Annotated in this window: 16 protein-coding genes and 1 pseudogene; all 17 read left to right on the top strand. The window is 60.8% G+C overall.

The window, feature by feature from the left end; genetic code table 11:
• Positions 1 to 358: 358 nt before the first annotated feature.
• Entirely contained in the window at positions 359 to 994 is a 636-nt protein-coding gene (locus tag FS320_RS24270) for an FCD domain-containing protein (RefSeq protein WP_162003207.1), read from the top strand.
• Between the two features lie 164 nt (positions 995 to 1158).
• Positions 1159 to 1821 carry a peroxiredoxin gene (locus FS320_RS24275; protein WP_152714494.1) on the top strand — a complete coding sequence of 221 codons (663 nt, stop codon included), beginning with the start codon at positions 1159 to 1161 and terminating at the stop codon, positions 1819 to 1821.
• A gap of 126 nt (positions 1822 to 1947) precedes the next feature.
• Positions 1948 to 2868 carry an MBL fold metallo-hydrolase gene (locus FS320_RS24280; protein ID WP_152714495.1) on the top strand — a complete coding sequence of 307 codons (921 nt, stop codon included), beginning with the start codon at positions 1948 to 1950 and terminating at the stop codon, positions 2866 to 2868.
• Between the two features lie 51 nt (positions 2869 to 2919).
• Positions 2920 to 3951 (top strand): cysteine synthase A, encoded by a 1032-nt coding sequence (locus tag FS320_RS24285; protein WP_152714496.1) that lies wholly within the window; start codon positions 2920 to 2922, stop codon positions 3949 to 3951.
• Positions 3952 to 4110: 159 nt separating this feature from the next.
• Positions 4111 to 4836 (top strand): DUF2270 domain-containing protein, encoded by a 726-nt coding sequence (locus FS320_RS24290; RefSeq protein WP_152714497.1) that lies wholly within the window; start codon positions 4111 to 4113, stop codon positions 4834 to 4836.
• Between the two features lie 101 nt (positions 4837 to 4937).
• On the top strand, positions 4938 to 5771 hold the full coding sequence (locus FS320_RS24295; protein ID WP_152714498.1) for a universal stress protein: 834 nt from the start codon (positions 4938 to 4940) through the stop codon (positions 5769 to 5771).
• Between the two features lie 65 nt (positions 5772 to 5836).
• Entirely contained in the window at positions 5837 to 6214 is a 378-nt protein-coding gene (locus FS320_RS24300; protein ID WP_152714499.1) for an SPW repeat protein, read from the top strand.
• 122 nt (positions 6215 to 6336) lie between these two features.
• A complete protein-coding gene (locus tag FS320_RS24305; protein WP_152714500.1) occupies positions 6337 to 6627 on the top strand; it encodes a hypothetical protein in 291 nt (96 codons plus the stop codon).
• 133 nt (positions 6628 to 6760) lie between these two features.
• Positions 6761 to 7993, top strand: a complete 1233-nt coding sequence (locus FS320_RS24310) for a 3-methyl-2-oxobutanoate dehydrogenase (2-methylpropanoyl-transferring) subunit alpha (protein WP_152714501.1) — start codon at positions 6761 to 6763, stop codon at positions 7991 to 7993.
• A 3-nt stretch (positions 7994 to 7996) separates the two neighbouring features.
• Entirely contained in the window at positions 7997 to 9010 is a 1014-nt protein-coding gene (locus FS320_RS24315) for an alpha-ketoacid dehydrogenase subunit beta (protein WP_152714502.1), read from the top strand.
• Position 9011: 1 nt separating this feature from the next.
• Positions 9012 to 10337 (top strand): dihydrolipoamide acetyltransferase family protein, encoded by a 1326-nt coding sequence (locus FS320_RS24320; protein ID WP_152714503.1) that lies wholly within the window; start codon positions 9012 to 9014, stop codon positions 10335 to 10337.
• 5 nt (positions 10338 to 10342) lie between these two features.
• Complete coding sequence (lpdA, locus tag FS320_RS24325) at positions 10343 to 11740, top strand: dihydrolipoyl dehydrogenase (RefSeq protein ID WP_152714504.1); 1398 nt, start codon at positions 10343 to 10345, stop codon at positions 11738 to 11740.
• Between the two features lie 558 nt (positions 11741 to 12298).
• The gene (locus FS320_RS24330; protein ID WP_152714505.1) at positions 12299 to 13615 is read left to right on the top strand and encodes an ABC transporter substrate-binding protein; all 1317 of its coding nucleotides are present in this window, start codon (positions 12299 to 12301) and stop codon (positions 13613 to 13615) included.
• 67 nt (positions 13616 to 13682) lie between these two features.
• Positions 13683 to 14606 (top strand): carbohydrate ABC transporter permease, encoded by a 924-nt coding sequence (locus tag FS320_RS24335; protein ID WP_192926328.1) that lies wholly within the window; start codon positions 13683 to 13685, stop codon positions 14604 to 14606.
• A gap of 9 nt (positions 14607 to 14615) precedes the next feature.
• The gene (locus tag FS320_RS24340; protein WP_152714506.1) at positions 14616 to 15437 is read left to right on the top strand and encodes a carbohydrate ABC transporter permease; all 822 of its coding nucleotides are present in this window, start codon (positions 14616 to 14618) and stop codon (positions 15435 to 15437) included.
• A gap of 14 nt (positions 15438 to 15451) precedes the next feature.
• On the top strand, positions 15452 to 16585 hold the full coding sequence (locus FS320_RS24345; protein ID WP_152714507.1) for an ABC transporter ATP-binding protein: 1134 nt from the start codon (positions 15452 to 15454) through the stop codon (positions 16583 to 16585).
• Positions 16586 to 16683: 98 nt separating this feature from the next.
• Positions 16684 to 17865 (top strand): annotated as a pseudogene (locus FS320_RS24350) (GMC family oxidoreductase); the annotation flags it as partial.
• Between the last annotated feature and the right edge of the window lie 126 nt (positions 17866 to 17991).

Raw genomic sequence — 17991 nt, forward strand, 5'->3', positions numbered from 1 at the left:
TGCGGATGAAGGGAGTGCATCACGTCCTCCTGCGGTGAGAAGCTCGGCGTCGCAGGCCGTCAAAGCGCCAAGTGTACTCCTCAATGGCGTAACGCACCCGATCCCAACAACGTTCCGCTACCAAACAACTAGGCGGCGGGTCAGAAAAGGCATAGGCGTTTCTCCGAAAAGCCGGCTCTGCGGCCGGTCGAAAAATGATCACAAGCGGCTCCGCTCGTGTAAGGGACCCGACAAGCTTGTGGCGTCCGCCCATCGGTTCGGCTAACATGTTAGGCAAATGGACGCGATCGACAAGAGAAAAAGATACAATTTCCTTGCTCGCCTGGAGCGGGGAGCACGGGGGCATACGACGGAACAGGTGGAACGGTGCCTCCGGTCCGCCATCGTGGCTCTTGATTTCGCCCCGGGCGAGTTCATCGATAAGGGTGCCGTTTGCACGACACTCGGGGTGTCTCGCTTTCCCGTTTCCGAGGCGCTCGCACGTCTGGCGGCTGAGGGGCTCGTCGAGATCCTGCCTCAGCGCGGCTCCCGGGCGGCACGCATTCGCCTTTCGGAGGTCAGAGAATCGATGCTGATCCGGCAGGCTCTGGAAGGAATGGTGGCGGAGGCTGCCGCAAAGCATCTTTCCGCCGTGGCGATCGAAGCCCTTCGCAGCAACCTGGAGGCGCAGCAGGAGGCGGTCTCAAGGGGAGATCGTCCCGGCTTCCATGCCCTGGATCTCGATTTTCATACGATCCTGGTTGAGGGACTGGAGATGCCGCGGGTCGCCGCCGTGATCGACGCCTCGCGGGCTAATATCGACCGTGTGCGCCGTCTTCTCTCCTCGCCCCGGCGCCATGTTGTAACGCTTGCCGAGCATTGGGAGATCTTTCGCGCTCTCGAGACCCACGACGCTCCGGCCACCCGCCGAGCGATGGAGGCCCATTTGGACGCGGTCGTGGAGGAGTTGGAGCGCTTCTCGGTCGAGCACGCCGAAGTCTTCGTGCAGGCCTGAGAGGGTGGGAGACGTCGGCTGGGCGATTCGGGGTACTGTCCTGGAGTCCCGCGAAGTACCGCCGACGCGCATTTCGCCCTTTGCCGAGCGGCACTTCACCGGTGCTGTTCCGCAGTATATATATGTCAACCGGCGAAGGGGCTCGCTTGTGGCAGGAGGTTTTTATGACACTCCAGATTGGCGATGTCGCGCCGGATTTCGAAGCCGAGACGACGGAAGGGCGCATTCGTTTCCACGATTGGATCGACGATTCCTGGTGCGTGCTTTTCTCCCATCCCAAGAACTTTACCCCGGTCTGCACGACCGAACTGGGATACATGGCCAAGATCAAGCCCGAGTTCGATCGGCGCAATGTGAAGGTCATCGGACTCAGCGTCGACCCCGTGGACAATCATGCGCGGTGGGCCGAGGACATCAGGGAGACTCAAGGCACCGCGCCCAACTTCCCTATGATCGGTGACTCCGATCTTACGATTTCAAAGCTCTACGGGATGCTTCCGGCAAGCACGAGCGGTACTTCGGAAGGCAGGACGCCCGCGGATAACCAGACCGTGCGCAACGTGTTCGTTGTCGGGCCGGATAAGAAGATCAAGCTGGTTCTCGTCTATCCGATGACGACAGGGCGCAATTTCGACGAGGTGCTTCGCGTCATAGATTCTCTTCAGCTGACAGCCAAACACCGGGTCGCGACACCTGCGAACTGGAAGCAGGGGGAGGACGTCATCATTGCAGGTTCGGTACCCGACGAAGAAGCCAAGAAGATCTATCCGCAGGGCTGGAAGGCTCCGAAACCCTATATTCGGATCGTGCCGCAGCCCGGCGCCTGACGGGGGCCACTTCGAGTGGCGGATGCCGGTGTTCCAAGTCCATTGCATGTCGATCCGGGTCGCCCTTCATAACGGTTCGAAGGGCCTCAACGGTTTCGTGCGCCTGCGTGTGAAGGAGTAGAAGCAATGAGCACAGCGGCTTTCCCTCAGTCGGTGTCCGATCGCTCCACTGCCCGACCACAGGTCGATGCATTTTTCGACAAGCGCACCTGCAGCGTCCAGTACATCGTCTCCGACCCTGCAACTGGACGCTGCGCTCTCATCGATCCAGTTCTCGATTATGACGAGAAGTCGGGCTCAGTCGCGACCACGTCGGCCGATGCCCTGCTTGCACGCGTGAAGGAGCAGGGCCTGACGGTCGAGTGGATCCTGGATACCCACCCGCATGCGGATCACTTGTCTGCATCCGGCTATTTGAAGGACCGGACAGGAGCGAAGACGGCCATTGGCGAGCGCATTGTCGATGTTCAACGGCTCTGGAAGGAGATCTACAATCTCGGCGGCTTCGAGGCGGATGGCTCGCAATGGGATTGCCTGTTCGCCGATGGCGATGATTTTCAGATCGGAAACATGGACGTCCGGGTCGTTTTCTCTCCAGGGCATACTCTCGCATCGATTGCCTATGTCGTTGGAGACGCCGCCTTCATCCACGATACGCTCTTCATGCCCGATTTCGGCACGGCGCGGTGCGACTTTCCCGGCGGAGACGCGAGAGCCTTATGGCGTACCATTCAGCGCATCCTGTCTCTGCCCAGCGATACCCGGCTGTTCTCAGGTCACGATTACATGCCGGGCGGACGGGCCCCGGCCTGGGAGAGCACGGTTGCTGGCCAGAAGGCCCAAAACATTCATCTTGTCCAGGCTCGCACCGAGGACGATTTCGTTGCAATGCGTCAGGCGCGGGATGCCAAGCTGCCGATGCCGAAGCTGATCCTGCATGCCTTGCAGGTAAATATGGTGGGTGGTCGATTGCCGGCGCCGGAGAGCAATGGAACGCGTTATCTCAAGATACCGCTCGATACGCTTCCCTATGCCGTTTGGGACTGACACGGCATTGGACATAGGGAAGTAAGATCGACGGAAGCGGGAGGGCCGCATATGTCCGTTCATCATGGAATCGTCGACGCGATTGGCAATACACCAATGATCCGGCTTCGCCGTGCGTCTGAATTGACCGGGTGCACCATTCTCGGCAAGGCCGAGTTCATGAATCCTGGTCAATCGGTGAAAGACCGAGCGGCCCTGTTCATCATCCAGGATGCAGAGAAGCGGGGCCTCCTGGGGCCTGGAGGCGTGATCGTCGAGGGAACCGCCGGCAATACGGGGATCGGTCTGGCGCTCGTCGGCAATGCACTGGGTTATCGCACCGTCATTGTCATCCCAGAAACGCAGACGCAGGAGAAGAAGGACATGCTTCGTCTCTGCGGCGCGGAGCTCATCGAAGTTCCGGCCGTCCCCTATGCCAATCCCAACAACTACGTGAAGGTCTCGGGCCGGATTGCCGAAAGCTTGGCGAAAAGCGAGCCGAATGGCGCCATCTGGGCCAATCAGTTCGACAATGTCGCCAACCGCGACGGTCATGTCGTTACAACCGGACCGGAGATCTGGGCTCAGACGAACGGGCGGGTCGATGGTTTCGTGTGCGCCGTCGGGACGGGAGGCACGCTGGCCGGCGTCGGCATCGCCCTCAAGGAGCGCAACCCCAAGATCGCCATTGGTCTCGCTGACCCGATGGGGGCTGCCCTTTACAATTATTATACGCGGGCCGAGCTGAAGGCAGAGGGATCGTCGATTACGGAGGGCATTGGCCAGGGTCGGATCACCAAAAACCTGGAAGGATTCGAGCCTGACGTGGCTTTCCAGATCCCTGACAATGAGGCGGTTCCGATTGTCTTCGAGCTTCTGGAGCAGGAAGGCTTATGCCTGGGTGGTTCTTCGGGGATCAATGTGGCAGGTGCCATCCGTCTCGCGCAGCATCTCGGGCCGGGACACACGATCGTAACCGTGTTGTGCGACTATGGTACGCGCTACCAGTCGAAGCTTTTCAATCCGGATTTCTTGCGCTCCAAGAATCTGCCTGTTCCGGCTTGGCTGGAGCGGGAAAGCACGTTGGACAAGTGCCTCGTTTAAAGGATAGCTATCTGGAAAGTCCTTCCACGCATCCTCCATCTTCGAATGTCATTTCCCGGCTCTATAATAGCTTTGTCCGGTGAGACCCTAGACAATGAGGACGAGCCTCCAGAGCTGACCGGTCTATCCAAATGCCGTCGGGGCTGAGGGAGCAACGCCATGCTGCCGAAGAACGACCAAGGCGCTGTGCAGCCCCTGCGCCCGTCCATGAAGGCGCCGGTCTTTCCCAGCACCTCGACTGAGTTCATCAACGTCATGGCGCATTATCATCGCGCCGAGATCGCCCGCATGGCGGGATGGCGCGATCGAATCGACCGGACCACCAACTGGGCGATTACGGTGGTGGCCGCCATGCTGTCGGTTTCGCTCTCCACGCCGACTGCTCACCATGGCGTACTGATCTTCGCCATGGTCCTGGTACTGCTGCTGCTGGTGATCGAGGCGCGTCGGTACCGCTTTTTCGATGTCTACCGCAATCGCGTACGCCGGATGGAACGCAATTACTTCGCCCAGATCTTCGCCCCGGAAGAGGGAACGACGGACGAGTGGATCCAAAAGCTCGGAGACGACCTCAGACGTCCTCTGTTCCTGACGAGCACCAGCCAAGCCCTGTCGCGCCGCCTCCGGCGCAACTATTGCTGGCTGTTCCTGATCCTGCTGTGTGCCTGGGTGGTGAAGACGACCTTCATCAGGATGCAGGAGAACGCCGTCGACGCTCACCTTGTCACATCGGTGGGGGAATGGGTCCGGAATGCCGCTATTGGACCCATTCCGGGATGGGCTGTGATTGTCGCGCTGGCGCTCTTCTATGGCTGGATCCTTTATGCTGCGCTGCGCAAGCCGGTGGGCGAGGGTGAGCTAGCCTTCGGCAACGTGCACGTCTGACGGAGCAGGGTGCGGCACGAAGATATGATAGGCCGAATGCGGGTTTCGGGAGTATAGTAATTCCCTAGGCATCGGCTCGCAGGCCAACCGAGGTGGTTGCCATGAAAGCCATTCTGGTTCCGGTTGAGCAGCATAGCTTCATCCGCTCGGTTCTGGACGCCACCCTGCTGGTCGCGGGCCGGTTCGGGAGCCACGTGGAGGGCTTGGCCCTCGGTCCCGATATTCCTGATGTGATTGCCTTCGACGTTCCGGTCGGTTGGTCCATCCTGAGCGAAAAGGAACAGCGCGAACTCGTGGAGCGGTCTCGACACCTCTTCGAGGAGTTCATGCTCTCATGTGCGGTGCCGCGAAAGACGGAGGCGCCGGATGAGGTCTCCTGCGGATGGCTCGGCCAGCAACTGTTCGGGGACAGCTATATCGGCAGCTTCGGTCGGGTGTTCGACCTGATCGTGCTCGGCCGTCCCGGAGCGCGTGACGAGCCGCCGCGACTGGCCACTCTCGAGGCGGCCCTGTTCGAGGGCGGACGGCCCGTGCTGATGGTTCCGCCCTCGTCTCCAGCGTCCATTGGTGAGACCATCGTGATTGCCTGGAACGGCAGCACGGAGACGGCCCGGACCGTGGCGCTCGCCATGCCCATTCTTGAAAAGGCAGGCCGGGTCGTCGTTCTGACTCTGGAGGGGTGGGGCGTGGAAGGACCGAGCGGCGCGGAGCTGGCTCTTCGCCTGCAACGGAATGGTATCAGAGCCGAGACGGCGGCACGCAGGCTGAACACGCGTTCCCCAGGCGAAGCCATCCTGGACGATGCAGCCTCGTTCCATGCGGATCTGCTCGTCAAGGGGGCTTATACCCAAAGTCGCCTGAGGCAGATGATTTTCGGCGGCGCCACGAGCCACATCATTGCCCATGCGGGCGTTCCGGTCCTGATGGCCCATTAGGAATGGGAGACGCGGGGCCGGCTCTGGCACTGTGATATGCCCGATGGCAAAGGAGGGCGTGGATCATGGTCGACAACCGTACCGACATGACCATCAACATCACCAATGCCGTGCTCGGCGGAACCCTGTTCCTCTCCCCGTGGCTGCTTGGCTTCGGTCAGGTGACCGGGGCGGCTTTGAACGCCAGGCTCAGCGGAGGGATCGTGGTCCTGCTGGCGCTCCTGGCGGTGGTCCGGACCCATGACTGGGAGGAGTGGCTCAATGTGATCGCAGGTCTCTGGATCGCAGGAGCGCCCTGGCTCCTCTGGTTCGAGGATGTACTCTCCGCGCGCTGGACCCATGTGGTCATTGGGTTCTGCATTGTGGCGATTGCCGCTTTCGAACTCTACCGGCTCTACCTCGAACCAGACGACATGGTCACCCGCCACAGGCCGCCGGGATAAGCGTTGCGCGCTCGACGTGGGCATGGTGCTGGCTTCAGGCCTATATGGTCCCGGTTCGTGAAGCATTGCACCCGTTTTATTTTTGCTCGGGGTCGCGTCGTCTGCAGCAGATGGAGGCATTCATGTATGTCGTCATTCGGAAATTCAGACACATGCGCTCGCTGCCCGAGGCGGCACGGCGGGCCGAGAGCGGGATCGGACAGATCCTGCGACAATCTCCGGGATTCCAGGGGTACCATGTCTTCGATTGCGGCAACGGTGCCGGCGGCTCGATTACACTGTTCGACAGTCGTGACACTGCGCTTGCGGCAAACGAGAAGGCCTTGATATGGATCCGTGCGAGTTTGGCCGATCTGGTTCAAGGAGAACCTGAAGTTACAGCCGGCGAGGTCCTGGTGACGGTGAAACCGTGATGGCGCTGCCCAGGGGCCGTCATGCGTGCTCTCGGAGCCTGTCGATAACCGGTATTCGCCTCTTTAGAAACGGCTCAGCCTATGGCCGAATGGTGTTTCGTTCCTAGTTCTCTCGGGAGGAGAACGAAAGACCATGACCGACTACGGACCGCTGACCCTTCACGTACCCGAACCGGCCGTTCGACCGGGAGGCACCCCTGATTTCTCGAATGTGAGAATTCCCAAGGCTGGAGCCGTTCCCCGGCCGGAGGTCGATGCGGATCCGGAAACCATCCGCGATCTCGCCTTCTCCATCATCCGGGTTCTCAACCGTACCGGAGAGGCGGTCGGCCCCTGGGCCGGACTCTTGAGCGATGAGGAACTCATCGAGGGCATGCGCAACATGATGACGCTGCGCACCTTCGACGCGCGGATGCTGATCGCCCAGAGGCAGGGCAAAACCTCCTTCTACATGCAGCACCTGGGCGAAGAGGCTATCAGCTCCGCCTTCCGCAAGGCCCTGTTGCCGGGCGACATGAACTTCCCGACATACCGGCAGGCCGGTCTCCTGATCGCCGGAGGCTATTCGATGGTCGACATGATGTGTCAGGTCTATTCGAACTCCCGGGATCCGCTGAAGGGCCGCCAGCTGCCCGTCATGTACTCCTCCAAGGAGCACGGCTTCTTCACGATCTCGGGCAATCTCGCCACCCAATATGTCCAGGCCGTCGGCTGGGCGATGGCCTCGGCCATCCAGAACGATACCAAGATCGCGGCCGCCTGGATCGGAGACGGATCGACGGCGGAATCGGATTTTCACGCGGCGCTCGTCTTCGCATCCACCTACAAGGCGCCGGTCGTTCTCAACATCGTCAACAATCAATGGGCGATCTCCACGTTCCAGGGCATCGCGCGTGGCGGATCGGGGACCTTCGCTGCCCGCGGACTCGGTTTCGGCATTCCCTCGCTCCGGGTCGACGGCAACGACTATCTCGCCGTCCATGCAGTCGCGAAATGGGCGGCCGAGCGGGCGCGGCGCAATCTCGGCCCGACCCTCGTCGAGTATGTCACCTATCGGGTCGGCGCCCATTCGACGTCCGACGATCCGTCGGCTTATCGTCCGAAGACGGAGTCCGATGCCTGGCCTCTCGGCGATCCCATCATTCGGCTGAAGAACTATCTCATTCTGCGGGGAGCCTGGTCAGAGGAACGACACAAGCAGGCTGAGGCTGAGATTCTCGATACGGTGATCGCGGCGCAGAAGGAGGCGGAGAGCTATGGCACGCTTCACGCCGGCGCCAAGCCGTCCGCGCGCGAGATGTTCGACGGGGTCTATGCTGAGATGCCGCCGCACCTGCGCCGTCAGCGCCAGCAGGCGGGGGTCTGAACCATGGCGCGCATGACGATGATTGAAGCCATTCGCGATGCTATGGATGTGATGATGGCGCGCGATGAGCGTGTAGTGGTTTTCGGCGAAGATGTTGGCTATTTCGGTGGCGTCTTCCGTTGCACGGCCGGTCTCCAGCAGAAATACGGAAAGACGCGCTGCTTCGATGCGCCGATCAACGAAGCCGGCATCGTCGGGACTGCGATCGGCATGGCGACCTATGGCTTGCGCCCCTGCGTCGAAATTCAGTTCGCCGATTACATGTACCCGGCTTACGACCAGATCGTCTCTGAGGCGGCCCGGCTGCGCTATCGCTCGAACGGCGAATTCACCTGTCCCATGGTGGTCCGCATGCCGACCGGCGGCGGCATCTTCGGCGGACAGACCCATAGCCAGAGTCCCGAAGCGCTGTTCACCCATGTGGCGGGATTGAAAACCGTCGTGCCGTCCAATCCGCATGACGCCAAGGGGCTCCTGATCGCGGCCATCGAGGATCCCGATCCTGTGATCTTCCTGGAGCCGAAGCGCCTCTACAACGGCCCCTTCGACGGGCATCACGACCGACCGGTGACGCCATGGTCGAAGCACGATTTGAGCGAAGTGCCGACGGGTCATTTCAGCCTGCCGCTCGGAAAGGCCTCGATCGTGCGGGAAGGCTCGGCCGTCACCGTGCTGGCCTATGGAACGATGGTGTACGTCGCGCAGGCAGCGGTGGCGGAGACCGACATCGATGCGGAAATCATCGACCTGCGGACGCTGCTTCCGCTCGACATGGAAACGATTGTGGCATCCGTCAGGAAGACGGGCCGCTGCGTGGTCGTCCACGAGGCCACCCTCACGTCGGGCTTCGGGGCGGAGCTGGCAGCCCTCGTTCAGGAAACCTGCTTCTTCCAGCTGGAGGCGTCCGTCGCCCGGGTGACCGGATGGGACACACCTTATCCGCATGCTCAGGAATGGGATTACTTCCCAGGGCCGGCCCGTGTCGGACGCGCCCTTGTCGAGACGATGGAGGCCTGACATGGGCGAGCACCTGATCAAAATGCCCGATGTCGGCGAAGGCATTGCCGAGGCGGAGCTCGTCGAATGGCACGTCAAGGTCGGAGATCTCGTCCGCGAGGATTCGGTGCTGGCGGCGGTGATGACCGACAAGGCGACGGTGGAAATTCCCTCTCCCGTTGATGGCGAAATTCTGTGGCTCGGCGCCGAAATCGGCGACGTGGTGGCCATCGGCTCTCCCCTGATCCGCCTGAAGGTGGAGGGAGAGGACAGTGTCTCTTCCGAGGGCCGTCAGAATGAGAAGGCAGCCGAGCCGCCCATCCGGACCGGAGAGATCGAAGCCCAGGCGGATGGCGCGGTCAAGGTTTCGGACGCCATCGTCGAACGTCAGGCGAAGAGCACGCCGCCGCAACCGGTCGAGAAGCCGCCGGCTCCCGCCGTGAGGATGCATCGTGCGCCCGTGACGCGCGCTGAGGGTGATAAGCCGGTTGCTTCGCCTGCCGTCCGGTTGAGAGCGCGCGAGGCTGGGGTCGATCTGCGGCAGGTTCCGGGCTCCGGTCCTGCCGGCCGGATCACCCATGAGGATCTGGACGCCTTCTTCACGCATGGCCGCCAAGTCGCCAAGGCGCCGGGACTGTCCCAGAACACGTCGGTCGAGCACGTCAAGGTCATTGGGCTGCGGCGCAAGATTGCGGAGAAGATGGCGATTGCGAAATCGCGCATTCCGCACATCACCTATGTCGAAGAAGTCGACGTGACGGCGCTCGAAGACCTGCGGTCTTCGCTCAACGCGAACAAGCGGTCCGACCGGCCGAAACTGACGCTGTTGCCGTTCCTGATGCGTGCGATGGTGAGGGCGATTGCCGAGCAGCCGCATCTGAACGCCATCTACGATGATGACGCCGGCGTCGTCCATCAGCACGGCGGCGTGCATATCGGGATCGCGACGCAGACGGGCTCCGGCCTCATGGTGCCGGTGGTGAAACATGCGGAGGCGCGCGATCTTTGGGAATGTGCAGCCGAGCTGAACCGGCTTGCGGAGGCAGCGAAGTCCGGTCTCGCAAACCGTGAGGAGCTGAGCGGATCGACGATCACCATCACGTCGCTCGGCGCCATGGGAGGCATCGTCACCACGCCAGTGATCAATTATCCGGAGGTTGCCATCATCGGCGTCAACAAGATGGTGGTGCGACCGGTTTGGGATGGATCGACCTTCATCCCTCGCAAAATGATGAACCTGTCCTCCAGCTTCGATCACCGGATCATCGATGGCTGGGACGCGGCGGTCTTCGTGCAGCGCATCAAGGCGCTGCTGGAGACACCCGCCATGATCTTCGTGGAGGCGTAAAACCGATGAAGGATATTTCCTGCAAGCTCCTCGTCATCGGGGCCGGACCCGGAGGCTATGTCTGCGCGATCCGCGCGGGGCAGCTGGGGATCGACACGGTCATCGTCGAGGCGGGCAAGCCCGGCGGAACCTGTCTCAATGTCGGCTGCATTCCCTCCAAGGCGCTCATTCATGCGGCCGAGGAATACGACAGGATCGTTCATCTGGCGAATGGTCGGAATTCTCTCGGAATCAGAACGTCGAAGCCGGAGCTCGATCTCTCCCAGACGATTGTCTGGAAGGACGGTATCGTCGGGCGCCTCAACAGCGGTGTGTCGGGTCTGCTCAAGCGGGCGAAGGTGAAAGTGGTTCAGGGCCGTGCGCGCTTTCGCGACGGCAAGACGGTCGAGGTGGAGACGGAAACCGGCCGTCAGATCATTCGCGCCGAGACTATCGTGATCGCAACGGGGTCGGCTCCCGTCGAATTGCCGAAACTGCCGTTCGGCGGACCCGTGATTTCCTCCACCGAGGCGCTGGCGCTGACTTCGGTTCCGGATCGCCTCGTCGTGGTCGGCGGCGGCTATATCGGCCTGGAACTCGGCACGGCCTTCGCGAAGATGGGGTCGAAGGTGATGGTCGTCGAGGCTCAAGGTCGCATCCTGCCGCAATACGATGCCGAACTGACGCGTCCGGTGTCCAAGAGGCTGCAGGCACTCGGCATCGAGGTGATGACCGGTGCCAAGGCGAAAGGTTTGGCGAAAGCGGGCGGCACGTTGCTGGTCGAGGCGGAAGACGGATCGGAGGCATCCCTTGCCGCCGACAAGATCCTCGTCACGGTCGGCCGGAGGCCGGTCACGCAGGGCTGGGGGCTGGACGAACTCGTCCTCGACATGGATGGTCCCTTCATCCGCATCGATGAGCGATGCCAGACATCGATGCGCGGGATCTATGCCATCGGCGACGTGACGGGCGAGCCGATGCTGGCCCATCGTGCCATGGCGCAGGGCGAGATGACGGCTGAAATTGTCGCGGGTCACAAACGCGCCTGGGATAAGCGCAGCATCCCGGCAGTCTGCTTCACCGATCCCGAAATCGTCACGGTCGGCTTGTCACCGGAAGCAGCACGCCGAACGGATGTTGACATCACCGTTGGTCAGTTCCCGTTTTCAGCCAACGGTCGGGCGATGACCAAGCTGGGCGAAGATGGTTTCGTGCGGGTCGTCGCCCGCGCGGACAATCATCTCGTGCTTGGCATCCAGGCCGTCGGCCACGGCGTTTCCGAACTGGCGGCCGCCTTCGGTTTGGCGCTCGAAATGGGTGCGCGCCTCGAGGATATCGCAGGCACGATCCATGCCCATCCGACCCAAGGCGAGGCATTCCAGGAGGCAACGCTCAAAGCACTCGGACACGAACTCCATATCTGAGGTCGAGATCATGCCGATCACGATTTCAGCTTCGGCTGCGGGGCATTCATCATCCAAACGATGACGACGGAAAGTCTCTACAGCAGCTGTCTCATGGCGAGCCTCCCGAAACTCGGGTGCAGCAACGGAGCGTCAGTTGCTGACGGGGAGGATCAAACGTTACAGCAAGGCGGGCTCGGGTTAGAGATATCATCTGCGCGCCGAGGACCTTCCGCCAACCACGAAAGCCTTCTGTGCCGACAGCAATACGCTAAGCTCCAGTGCGCATACTAAACGATCTGATCGCGAGGGTCGATGCCGTTCACTTCTGCTTTCAAGAATGAACACAAAGCCGCCTTTCTGCGTGGCGACGATATCTAGGCATATTGAGGAACGTGACAACTCCTCTCAAGGGGTAGATCAAACAATAGAAGCATACTGGCAAAATCGATAATAAATATTGATATATACCAAGTCAAAGCAGGTTTTGTTTCGGTAATTGACGGCCATTACTGGCCGTGCGAGCATTCATTCTTATAACTAAATACAATCCAAATTGACTTCCGCCGGGAGGAACTAATGCAGTTGAGACAGCTTACGCTATTGTCTGCAGTAGGTTGGATTGCAGGCACGGGTCTGGCCTTCGCTCAAGGCCAGACCTTGACGATTGCAACGGTCAATAATGCTGACATGATCATCATGCAGCGGCTGTCACCCAAGTGGGAGCAGGCGACCGGCAATAAGTTGAACTGGGTGGTGCTCGAGGAGAACGTGCTGCGCCAGCGTGCGACCACTGATATCGCCACCAAGGGCGGGCAGTTCGACATCATCACGATCGGTTCCTATGAGGCGCCGATCTGGGGCAAGCAGAACTGGCTCATCACCCTCGATGATCTCGGCACCGATTATGACTATGCCGACATCATCCCATCCGTGAAGAATGGCCTTTCCTACAACGGCAAGCTCTATGCCGTGCCGTTCTATGCCGAAAGCTCGTTCACATTCTATCGCAAGGATCTGTTCGATCAGGCGGGCATCAAGATGCCGGATAAGCCCACTTACGATCAGATCGCGGAATATGCGGCCAAGCTGACCGATAAGTCGAAGGAGCAATACGGCTTCTGCCAGCGCGGCAAGCCCGGCTGGGGCGAGAACATGGCCTTTATCGGTCCCATGGTGAATGCCTTCGGCGGACGCTGGTTCAACGAGAAATGGGAGCCCCAGCTCACGACCGAGCCGTGGAAGAACGCGATCAATTACTATGTCAAGAACATGCGGGAGTACGGACCTCCTGGTGCTACGGCGAACGGGCACAACGAGAACCGTGCCCTGTTCGCGACGGGACATTGCGCCATGTGGGTCGATGCCACGTCGGCTGCGGGTTACATCTACAACCCCAAGGAAAGCCAAGTCGCGGACAAGACGGCCTTCACGGCTGCGCCCGTGCAGGTTACGAGCAACGGATCGGGCTGGTTCTGGGCGTGGTCGCTTGGCATTCCTGCCTCCTCGAAGAAGGCCGACGCCGCCAAGTCCTTCGTGAAATGGGCGACGTCGAAGGACTATATCGCACTGGTAGGCAGCGAAGCCGGCTGGGTCGCCGCTCCTCCCGGCACGCGCAAGTCAACCTACGACAATCCCGAGTATCAGAAGGCTGCACCCTTTGCGAAAGTGGTCTATGACGCGATCGTCAATGCTGATCTGACCAAACCGACGAAGGATCCCGTCCCCTATATCGGCATCCAGTATGTCGCCATTCCCGAATTCCAGGGCATCGGCACGGCCGTCGGGCAGCAAATCGCTGCCGCACTTGCTGGACAGACGACCGTGGAGCAGGCGTTGGAGACGGCTCAACGCTCTACGGAGCGCACGATGAAGCAGGCAGGCTATCCGAAATAAGCCCATCGCCACGCAGTCGGCGGGCATTAGCACCCGCCGATTGCTCTCTTCAGTGTGAGCAACCGAGATGGCGAGCACCACCACAACCGTCCCCGTTCCCAGCACCGCGGCTCCTGCTGGGCGGCGCAGCCAGCGTAATGTCAGAACGCTGCCATTGATCGCGCCATCCGTGATCGTCCTGTTTCTCTGGATGATCGTGCCATTGGTGATGACGCTCTGGTTTTCGTTTCAATATTACAATTTGCTCGATCCATCGGTCGGCGGCTTCGCGGGCTTCGAGAACTACACCTTCCTGCTGACCGATCCGTCGCTCTGGACGGCAATGGCGAACACGCTTTTCCTGGTCTTCTGGGTGCTCGTGATCACCGTGGGTTTAGGCACTCTCCTTGCCGTCCTGTTCGATCAGGATTTTTACGGCCGGAGCATTGCCCGCCTGCTGGCCATCGCTCCGTTCTTCGTCATGCCGACGGTGAGTGCGTTGATTTGGAAGAACATGCTGATGCACCCGGTCAACGGGCTCTTCGCATTCTTCGCCCGCTCACTCGGCCTGCCGGCCATAGACTTCTTTGGCAGTTTCCCACTGACCTCTGTCATCATCATCGTCGCATGGCAGTGGCTGCCCTTCGCCCTGCTGATCCTGCTCACCGCGATCCAATCGCTCGACAGCGAGCAGAAGGAGGCCGCGCGCATGGACGGCGCCGGGCCGTTCTCGATGTTCTTCTTCATCATCTTGCCCCATCTCGGCCGCGCCATCAGCGTCGTCATCATGATCGAGACGATCTTTCTGCTGTCCGTCTTCGCCGAGATCTACGTCACCACTTCGGGTGGGCCTGGCCTCGCGTCAACCAATCTGGCTTTCCTGATCTATCTGCGGGCCTTGCGTGAATATGACGTGGGCGGCGCATCGGCTGCCGGCGTCATCGCCGTGATCCTCGCCAATATCGTGGCGATTTTCCTCGTCCGCTCGATTGCCAAGAATATCGCCGATTGAGGTTGAGCCATGCATCCAAAAACCCGTGATAAGCTCATCTTCACACTGGTCGGATGGTTCGCCGCCGGGCTGATCTTCTTCCCGATCTTCTGGATGATCCTGACGAGTTTCAAGACCGAGGTAGAGGCGATTGCGACGCCGCCAAAACTCTTCTTCACACCGACACTGGAGAATTACGTTACCGTGCGCGAGCGGGCGGATTACATTCATTTCGCCATCAACAGCATCGTCATCTCGGTCGGAGCCACGCTTCTGGCGACGCTCATCGCCGTTCCGGCCGCGTACGCCATGGCATTCTTCCCGGGAAAGCGCACGAAGGACCTGCTGCTCTGGATGCTGTCGACCAAGATGATGCCGGCCGTCGGCGTCCTGATCCCGATCTATTTGCTCTTCCGGGATACCGGCGCCATCGATACGCGCTGGGGCCTGATCGTTGTCTACACGCTCATGAACCTGCCGATCGTGGTGTGGATGCTCTACACCTTTTTCAAGGAAGTGCCTAAGGACATTCTTGAGGCTGGACGGATGGACGGAGCCAAACCGAAGCAGGAGGTCTGGATGCTACTCCTGCCTCTGTCGCTGCCCGGCATCGCATCGACGGCGCTCCTGTCCATCATCCTGTGCTGGAACGAGGCGTTCTGGAGCCTGAACCTCACCACCTCCGAGGCGGCTCCGCTGACCACCTTCATCGCCTCGTTTTCCGCCCCTGAAGGGTTGTTCTGGGCCAAGCTCTCCGCCGCATCGACGATCGCGATCGCACCCATCCTGGTCTTCGGCTGGATGAGCCAGCGCCAGCTCGTGCGGGGCCTGACCTTTGGTGCCGTCAAGTAAACGGGAAGTGCAACATGTCGACAATTGTCCTCAAAGGCATTGAGAAGAGCTACGGCGCGGTGCAGGTCATCAAGGGCGTCGATCTGTCCATCGACGACCGGGAGTTCTGCGTCTTTGTCGGTCCCTCTGGATGCGGGAAGTCAACGCTCCTGAGGATGATCGCCGGACTCGAGGAGATCACCGAAGGCGACTTGCTGATCGATGGTCAACGCGCCAATGACGTGCCTCCATCGGAGCGCGGCCTCGCCATGGTGTTCCAGTCCTACGCCCTCTACCCGCATATGTCCGTTGCGGACAATATGGGATTCTCGCTGCGTCTCGCCGGGGCGTCCAAGGACGAGCGGCGTGCCAAGGTGGCGGAGGCTGCGCGCATCCTGCACCTGGACAAGCTGCTGGACCGTAAACCCAAGGAGCTGTCCGGTGGTCAGCGGCAGCGCGTGGCGATCGGTCGGGCCATCGTGCGCAAGCCCAAGGTGTTTCTCTTCGACGAGCCATTGTCCAATCTCGATGCGGCGTTACGTGTCCAGATGCGCATCGAACTGGCCCGCCTGCACGATGAACTGGCGGCAACCATGATCTATGTTACCCACGATCAGGTCGAGGCCATGACGATGGCGGACAAGATCGTGGTGCTGCAAGGAGGCATCGTCGAGCAGGCCGGTACGCCGTTGGAGCTCTATCATCATCCGAGAAACCTGTTCGTCGCGGGCTTTATCGGCAGCCCCAAGATGAACTTTTTCCCCGCGACAGTCACGGCGGTGGCCGATGCGGCAACCACCATCCAGCTTGCCAGCGGAGCAAGTCTGGCGGTTCCCGTTCGACCCGCCCGCCAAAAGGCCGGGGATGCAGTAACCCTTGGTGTGCGGCCCGAGCATATGAGGCTGGCAGGAGAGGGGGAGATCGTCGGCGAAGTAATGGTGGTCGAGCGGCTTGGCGGCGAAACGTTTCTTTATACTCAGCTCAAGGATGGAACGATGCTGATCGTGCAAGCGGATGGAGAAATTCCGACTGGCCTGCACGAGCGCATTGCCATCAAGCTCGATCCGGCGACCTGCCACTTGTTCGATGGTGATGGCCTCGCGATCGAGCGCGTGCAGCGGCATCCGCTGGCCAATCTGCGCCGAGTACCGACCCGTAAGGCGAGCTAGCGCATCGTGCGAAGCCGACAATCCGTGTCGGCGAAAAGTGGACCGGGTTTTCTGCACGATGCGCCACCCGAGAGAGAAATTCCTCGTTCCAGAGGCGGCTGATAGCCTCAAAGCGATTTGACTATATCGTGGTCGGCGGCGGCAGCTCAGGCTGCGTCGTGGCAAGCCATCTTGTGGCCGAGCATGACGCTCGGGTGCTGCTGGTCGAGGCGGGCGTCCGTCGGGTAAGCCCGATCCTGGCAATGCCGGCGGGGTACATGAAGTATCTCGCGCGCGATACATACCTGACGATGCACCATGTCCTTCCCCAGACGCAGCTCGGGGGCCGCGCGCCCGTCGTGCCGCAGGCCAAGGTTCTGGGTGGAGGAAGCGCCGTCAACGCTATGGTCTATATCCGCGGCCAGGCTGCCGATTACGACGGGTGGGACGAGGCCTTGGGCGGCGCGGGGTGGAGCTATAGGGACCTTCTTCCGTACTTCATTCGGCAGGAAGGCAACGATCACCTGGGTGCGCCCTATCACGGCGTCAGCGGCCCCTTGAAGGTGTCTCATCTGGGACAGCATTCAGCCATGAGCCGCGCCTTCGTGCAGGCCATGCAGGAGCGAGGCGTTCCTTATACGGCCGACTTCAACGGAGCTCAGCAGAACGGCGTCGGCTTCATGCAGCACACGATCGATTGGACCACCCGCCGCCGGCGCAGCGCGGTTGATGCATTCCTTCGGCCTGTCCTGTCCCATCCAAAATTGACTGTGCTGACGGGGACGACGGCCACTCGCATCCGGTTGGAGAAAAGCCGCGCGGTAGGTGTGGAGCTTCACGGGCATGCCGGATCGCAAACTGTTTTCGCCGATACGGAGGTAATTCTCGCAGCCGGCACTTACATGACGCCGAAGCTTCTGATGCTCTCCGGCATCGGCCCTGTCGAAGAACTGTCGCGCCATGGGATCAAAGTTGCCACGGACTTGCCCGGCGTCGGTCAGAACCTTCAGGATCACCATGAGGTCCCCATCGTTGCAGCGACCTCCGGGCCCTTCGGCTATTTCGGTCAGGACCGCGGCCTCGCAATGCTGAGCAACGGGTTGCAGTACATGCTGTTCAAATCGGGTGCCGTCACCACCACGGGTGTGGAAGCCTGCGCCTTCATCGATCCTGATGGCGGCGAACGGCCGACGATCCAGCTCTATTGCGTTCCAACGGTCTATCTCGATCGCGATGTCTCGGGCATCGAGCCGACCCATGGGGTGACGTTGAACCCGTGTCTGCTGCGTCCGAAGGCGCGTGTAGCGCGACGCGCGAATGTGTGAGTAAGGCGACGGCCAGATTTACGAGATGTCGCCTCCGGTTGAAGTCGACCTACCGTGTCACGGGACGACACGGAGGAGCGCATGAGCCGGCTCGATCAGGAG

Source organism: Microvirga tunisiensis, from assembly GCF_009296175.1.
Lineage (GTDB): Bacteria > Pseudomonadota > Alphaproteobacteria > Rhizobiales > Beijerinckiaceae > Microvirga > Microvirga tunisiensis.

What these genes read in the sequence shown, in the direction of transcription:
- FS320_RS24275 (WP_152714494.1), top strand. Translation starts at nt 1,159, where the DNA reads ATGACACTCCAGATTGGCGATGTCGCGCCGGATTTCGAAGCCGAGACG.
- FS320_RS24300 (WP_152714499.1), top strand. Translation starts at nt 5,837, where the DNA reads ATGGTCGACAACCGTACCGACATGACCATCAACATCACCAATGCCGTG.
- FS320_RS24335 (WP_192926328.1), top strand. Translation starts at nt 13,683, where the DNA reads ATGGCGAGCACCACCACAACCGTCCCCGTTCCCAGCACCGCGGCTCCT.
- FS320_RS24315 (WP_152714502.1), top strand. Translation starts at nt 7,997, where the DNA reads ATGGCGCGCATGACGATGATTGAAGCCATTCGCGATGCTATGGATGTG.
- FS320_RS24345 (WP_152714507.1), top strand. Translation starts at nt 15,452, where the DNA reads ATGTCGACAATTGTCCTCAAAGGCATTGAGAAGAGCTACGGCGCGGTG.
- FS320_RS24295 (WP_152714498.1), top strand. Translation starts at nt 4,938, where the DNA reads ATGAAAGCCATTCTGGTTCCGGTTGAGCAGCATAGCTTCATCCGCTCG.
- FS320_RS24305 (WP_152714500.1), top strand. Translation starts at nt 6,337, where the DNA reads ATGTATGTCGTCATTCGGAAATTCAGACACATGCGCTCGCTGCCCGAG.
- FS320_RS24310 (WP_152714501.1), top strand. Translation starts at nt 6,761, where the DNA reads ATGACCGACTACGGACCGCTGACCCTTCACGTACCCGAACCGGCCGTT.
- FS320_RS24340 (WP_152714506.1), top strand. Translation starts at nt 14,616, where the DNA reads ATGCATCCAAAAACCCGTGATAAGCTCATCTTCACACTGGTCGGATGG.
- FS320_RS24330 (WP_152714505.1), top strand. Translation starts at nt 12,299, where the DNA reads ATGCAGTTGAGACAGCTTACGCTATTGTCTGCAGTAGGTTGGATTGCA.
- FS320_RS24290 (WP_152714497.1), top strand. Translation starts at nt 4,111, where the DNA reads ATGCTGCCGAAGAACGACCAAGGCGCTGTGCAGCCCCTGCGCCCGTCC.
- FS320_RS24285 (WP_152714496.1), top strand. Translation starts at nt 2,920, where the DNA reads ATGTCCGTTCATCATGGAATCGTCGACGCGATTGGCAATACACCAATG.
- FS320_RS24280 (WP_152714495.1), top strand. Translation starts at nt 1,948, where the DNA reads ATGAGCACAGCGGCTTTCCCTCAGTCGGTGTCCGATCGCTCCACTGCC.
- lpdA (WP_152714504.1), top strand. Translation starts at nt 10,343, where the DNA reads ATGAAGGATATTTCCTGCAAGCTCCTCGTCATCGGGGCCGGACCCGGA.
- FS320_RS24320 (WP_152714503.1), top strand. Translation starts at nt 9,012, where the DNA reads ATGGGCGAGCACCTGATCAAAATGCCCGATGTCGGCGAAGGCATTGCC.